The 4,239-nt window shown below is 51.5% G+C and carries 3 protein-coding genes; 2 read left to right on the forward strand and 1 reads right to left on the reverse strand.

From position 1 onward, the window contains the following. On the reverse strand, positions 1 to 1,235 hold a 1,235-nt coding region (locus ACEW8P_RS20195; protein ID WP_373514883.1), incomplete at its 3' end, for an efflux RND transporter periplasmic adaptor subunit. 417 nt (positions 1,236 to 1,652) lie between these two features. Between ACEW8P_RS20195 and ACEW8P_RS20200 the strand changes: the two genes are divergently transcribed. Then, entirely contained in the window at positions 1,653 to 2,999 is a 1,347-nt protein-coding gene (locus ACEW8P_RS20200) for a sigma-54-dependent transcriptional regulator (RefSeq protein WP_373514881.1), read from the forward strand. Beyond that, the coding region (locus ACEW8P_RS20205) for a PAS domain-containing sensor histidine kinase (protein ID WP_373514882.1) at positions 2,996 to 4,239 on the forward strand (1,244 nt) is incomplete at its 3' end. The genes ACEW8P_RS20200 and ACEW8P_RS20205, both read left to right, overlap by 4 nt.

A 4,239-nucleotide genomic window follows, 5' to 3' on the forward strand; every position in this document is an offset into this window, starting at 1 on the left:
ACTTCGTTGTCGCCGAAGTTTTCGTACGAACTGGTAATGACTTTCTCACCTGTCTGCAAGCCCTCGAGTACTTCATAAAATTCAGGATTTTTCCGGCCCAAAGTAATGTTGCGCTTCGTGGCACGGTTGCCTTCTTTTTCTACGACATACACCCAGTTGCCGCCCGTGTCGGAGAAGAACCCGCCGACGGGCAGTAGAGTAGCTTTGGAAGGCTGGCCAAGTTGGAGACGAATTGGAGCAGACTGCCCGCGCTTGATGCGTTCGGGCGCGCCCTTCGCGAAGCGCATATCGACCTGAAAGCGTCCGCTGCTCACTTCGGGATATATCTTTACGATTTCCAGAGCGTAAGGTTCTCCGTCGAAATCCATACTACCACCTAAGCCGACGAAAATCCGGGAAATGTAGTGCTCATCCACATCGACGCGCATTTTGAAGCCGTCGAGGTCGTCGATTTGGCCGATGTTCTGGCCCTGGTTGATGTTCGAGCCTATTTCCACGTTCATCGAAGAAAGCAGTCCGCGGACGGGGGCTTTTACCACCAGGTTGTCGAGCGTCTGCCGCCAAAGGGCCACGTTCTTTTGGGTATTGACCAATGTTCCCTCCAACTGCTCGATCTGCATTTTGGCGTTCTCCTCCTGGTACTTCTGCGACTCTATTTCGATAGCCCTTTGTTGGGAGAGCCGCTCAAATTCGCGCTTGGTGAGGAGAAAGTCCGCTTCGGGAATCACCTTGTCGCGGTAGAGCATCACGTTACGCTCGTGGGCGTCTTTAGCCTGGGCAATCTGGAAGTCCAGATCACTGAGCGTCTTTTGGAGGTTGAAGCGCTCGACCCGCAGCCGCTGCCGGGTATTTTGCAGTTCGTTCACCAGGCGGTTGGCTTCCGTTTCCTGATTCAGGAAACTTATTCTCATGGTCTGGTTTTCGAGTCGGAGCAGTACCTGCCCCTCCTCCACCATGTTGCCGCCTTCCACCATCTTCTGTGTAACGTAGCCGCCTGCAATGGCGTCGAGTTGAATGGTTTTGAGTGGCTGCACGACGCCCGTCACGACGATGAATTCATCGAATTCTCCCTGGCTCACGGTAGAAATCGTTACCTTGTCTTGCTCGACGTTGAGCTTGGAGCGTTTGTCGGCCCAGATGAGCTGGTAGAGAATAAAAGCCAGCAGCAAAGTACCCGCCACAATATAGCCGATGCGTTTAGGGGTCCAGAATTTTTTCTTTTTTCCCTTGTCCATGCCGGATTGGCTAAGGGCAGAATCGGGCATTTTGCCGAAGGGTGAAGGTTTTAAGTCGGTGGCCATTGAGTTTAATGATGGGTGATGAATTATGAATGACTTCGCCAAGATAGCATCGTCGTAATATTTTTGACAATTAGTTTCGTCGTTTGCCAATACTATCTTCAATCCTTATGCCAGAGAAGTAACGTTCAATTAAAGTTCTGGTTTTCAGTAGTCTTTTGTTTATTCGCAAATCGTTTAGTGTTCATTATCGGACACCCTTGTCCGGCAGCGGACAGTCGTGACAAATAGGCGTATTCCTAATCGTTTCTTTGTTAATCCCTTAGCAAATGCCGTTTTTGTCGGCATATTTATTGAACTCAACAAAAAATCAAATCACTTTGCGCCTTTAAACTCGAGTCACCATACATTCAAATGCTCCTCTCCGAAACCAAATTACTCATAGTCGATGACGATGTAGATGTCCTAAGTGCTGCCAAGCTGCTCTTAAAGCGCCATTTAAAACAAGCCGACATTGAGAAAAATCCCGAAAAAATACCATTCTTACTCAACAACGGTGAGTACGACGCCATTCTGCTCGACATGAATTTCACGCGCGATGTCAGCAGCGGGCGCGAGGGGTTTCAATGGCTTGACCGCATCCTGGATCATTCTCCCAAGATGACCGTTATCATGGTCACGGCTTACGGTGACGTGGAAATGGCTGTACGCGCTATAAAGGCCGGAGCGACGGACTTCGTGTTGAAACCCTGGGAAAATGACAAACTACTGGCGACGCTGGAAAAGGCGTTGGATGGCAAAAGTGCCGATGGGGAAGTCGTAGAAACGGCGGCAGCAAAAGCCTCCAAGAACAACCTCGTTGCCCAAAGCGAATCGATGCGTCACGTCCTCGATACCGCTGAGCGCGTAGCCCCTACCGACGCTAATATTTTGATCCTGGGGGATAATGGCACGGGCAAAACCCAATTGGCGAAACACATTCATGACCTCTCGCAGCGTAACAAAAAACCTTTTGTATGCGTAGATTTGGGTGCTTTAAGTGAAAACCTGTTTGAAAGCGAACTCTTTGGCCACGTGAAAGGCGCGTTTACCGACGCCCGCGACGACCGTCCCGGACGCTTCGAGGAAGCGCAGGGCGGCACTATTTTTCTGGACGAAATCGGCAACTTGCCGCTGGCCTTACAGTCGAAGTTATTGACGGTGATTCAGGAGCGGCAGGTAACGCGCGTGGGTTCTAACAAACCTGTGGCGGTGGACGTGCGACTACTCTGCGCCACCAACCGCGACATCGACAAGATGGTAGCCCAAAACGACTTTCGGCAAGATTTGCTTTACCGCATCAACACCATCGAACTCGAACTACCGCCCCTCCGCGAACGCCCCGACGACATCGCCCCACTTGCGGAATATTATCTGAAAGAATTCAGGAAAAAGTACAACCGACCTGTCACATCCATCAGTCCGTCGCTTCTTAAAAAAATGCAACAGTACGACTGGCCCGGTAACATCCGCGAGTTGCAGCACGCTATCGAGCGGGCGGTCATTCTTTCGCAGGAAAAAGTCCTCCAACCCGATGATATGTTCCTGAAAAACGTGAGCCCCGATGATGCCTCAGCCACGGCCTACGACCTGGAAGACATGGAAAAGACGATGATCCTCAAAGCTCTCAAAAGATTTAACGGCAACATCACCGACACTTCCCGCGAACTGGGGTTGAGTAGGGCAGCGCTTTATCGGAGGTTGGAGAAATACGGATTATGAAACATTTCTCCATAGGCATTCTCTGGCGTGTTCTGCTCCTGGTCATGGCTGGGCTGGGGCTAGGGTATTTGGTGTCACGGACGCCGCCAAACTGGATGCTGGTCATGATGATGTTGGTAGTCGTTTTCTTTTTGGGAAACGGGCTTTACACCTACGTCACGTCGTTTAATCGCAAGTTTGTACGCTTTCTGGAATCGGTGCGGTACTCGGATTTTACGATCAAGTTCCGGGCTGACAACGTAATGGGCGATACCTTTCAGGAACTCAACCAGCAATTTAACGAAGTGCTGATGGCCTTCCGGCAGGCCCGGGCCGAGAAGGAGGCCAACTTGCAGTACCTCAATGCTATCGTGCAACACATCGGAACTGGTCTGATTACGTTCGACGCGGGCGGCGGGGTTAACCTGGTGAACAACTCTGCCCTGAGGATGCTGGACATTTACCGCCTTCGGCAGATGTCTGATTTAAAAGAAACACACCCACGTCTGTTCGATATGCTGTCGCATCTGGAAACGGGTGTGCGCGAACTGTACATCTCGCCGCAGGACCAGCAGTTGGCCGTGCAGGGAACTACCATCCAAATGCGTGGTACCTGGGTGCGGATCGTGGCTTTGCAGAATATCGGCACCGAACTGCAACAGAAGGAGGTGGAGGCCTGGCAGAACCTGACGCGGGTACTACGCCACGAAATCATGAATTCCATGACGCCCATCGTGTCGCTGGTCGGGACGATGCGCCTGATTGTGAACGAGGACATTGAACCCACGGATCAAAACCATGAGGCCGTCGGCGACCTGAAGGAAGCCCTGCAAACGTTGGAAAAGCGCAGTCAGGGCATGATGAAGTTTGTCAATGCCTACCGCGACTTTACTACTCTGCCCAAACCTAATATGCGAACAGTTTTGGTCAAGGAAATTTTACAGGAAGTATTACAACTACTACAAGCCGACCTCACCGCCGCCGGAGTTTTGTCCAAGATGGAGGTACTTCCCGAGCAATTAACGATCACGGCAGATCCCGACCAATTGCAGCAGGTGCTTATCAACCTCATCAAGAACGCCCTCGAAGCCTTCGGCGAGCAATCCGAACCGCTCATTGAACTCCAGGCCTACTCCACCGACAATCAACGCGTCACGATCAACGTCCGCGACAACGGATTCGGCATCGAGCCGGAGGCGTTGGAGAAAATCTTCATTCCTTTTTATACGACTAAAAGAACGGGTTCGGGGATCGGCCTGAG

The sequence above is a fragment of the Persicitalea sp. genome (assembly GCF_041751555.1).
Lineage (GTDB): Bacteria > Bacteroidota > Bacteroidia > Cytophagales > Spirosomataceae > Persicitalea.

Coding starts and splice junctions, on each gene's coding strand:
- ACEW8P_RS20200 (WP_373514881.1), top strand. CDS start 1,653: ATGCTCCTCTCCGAAACCAAATTACTCATAGTCGATGACGATGTAGAT.